Genomic DNA, 1,078 nt, shown 5'->3' with positions numbered 1-1,078 from the left:
GTCAATAATGGATACACTCATTCCTTCAACCTCTTTAAAGACGAGTGCTTGGCGAATGACTTGGATACTCGGTAAGAGGGCATTACAACGGCGGACAAAGCGAGAATATTCTAGGAAATTAGGAAATAAACTTTGAGCAAGTTGGTGCTTAGCTTTAAGCGTTTCACTAAAATGCAGTACGCCCCAGAGGTAACAAGCGATAACTAAGCAATCTGATGTTGCGAGATGGACGTTCTTTCGGTTTTGAACCTCAAGGGAAACACTCGTTTGATAAAGCGTCTCAATGGTTGTCAGTAAATAAACAAAAACTTTTGGAAGTGTGCTATTATAAGTCATATAAGTCGTGCGCTTTCTAATGCTTAGTGGTTTAAGATTAGGATAGCACGACTTATTTATTTTCCAATGAAATTAACTAGCAATTCGGGTATTATAATAAAAAAGAAAGATTAGGCAAGAGTCCGATCAAAGAGAATAAGGGGCAACAATGGAAGTAAAAGCAAAGGAACCTAAAGTTCGCTTTGGAGAGTTTACAGGTAAATGGGAAGAATGTAGATTCAACGAGATTTATAAAAAAATTAATGAAAAGAACGATCTGTCTTTTGGGCCAGATAAAATAATTTCTGTTGCGAATATGTATTATAAACCAATGAGAGACTCCACCAAGTCTAAAATAGATTATATGAAAACATATAATCTTATGCGTGTTGGTGATATAGCTTTCGAAAGTAATAAGAGTAAAAGTTATTCCTACGGTAGATTTGTTGAAAATATTATTGGTGATGGAATTGTCTCTCATGTATTTGATGTTTTTAGACCAATTACTTCTTATGACTTATTTTTTTGGAAATATGATGTTATCCTTAAATCTTAGAGTCACTATTGTATAATTTAGACAAAGGACAAAAACATGAAAAAACGCTACTCAAAAGAATTTAAAGAAACCCTTATCGCCTTCTATCATTCTGGTCAATCCGTCACCCAGCTGTCTAAAGAATACGACGTGGCCCCTGCAACAATTTATAAATGGATAGACCTCTACTCTAAATCTAATGAAAGCTCCGTCTCTAAAGCTGATTGT

2 protein-coding genes and 1 pseudogene are annotated in these 1,078 nt (G+C 35.0%); 2 read left to right on the top strand and 1 reads right to left on the bottom strand.

From position 1 onward, the window contains the following. Positions 1–336: pseudogene (locus LLA01S_RS10655) on the bottom strand (IS982 family transposase); the annotation flags it as partial. 148 nt (positions 337–484) lie between these two features. On the opposite strand from LLA01S_RS10655, the gene LLA01S_RS10650 reads away from it, so the two are divergent. Together LLA01S_RS10650 and LLA01S_RS10645 are read left to right on the top strand one after the other, a co-directional pair. Further along, complete coding sequence (locus LLA01S_RS10650) at positions 485–871, top strand: hypothetical protein (RefSeq protein WP_021165252.1); 387 nt, start codon at positions 485–487, stop codon at positions 869–871. A gap of 36 nt (positions 872–907) precedes the next feature. Then, positions 908–1,078 (top strand): IS3 family transposase (locus LLA01S_RS10645; protein ID WP_061778293.1); only part of this gene is annotated, 171 nt, incomplete at its 3' end.

The organism is Lactococcus cremoris subsp. cremoris NBRC 100676, from assembly GCF_001591705.1.
In the GTDB taxonomy this organism is placed as follows: Bacteria; Bacillota; Bacilli; order Lactobacillales; family Streptococcaceae; genus Lactococcus; species Lactococcus cremoris.
Note: the sequence above shows the minus strand (reverse complement) of the source record. Positions and strands in the feature narration are given on the sequence as shown.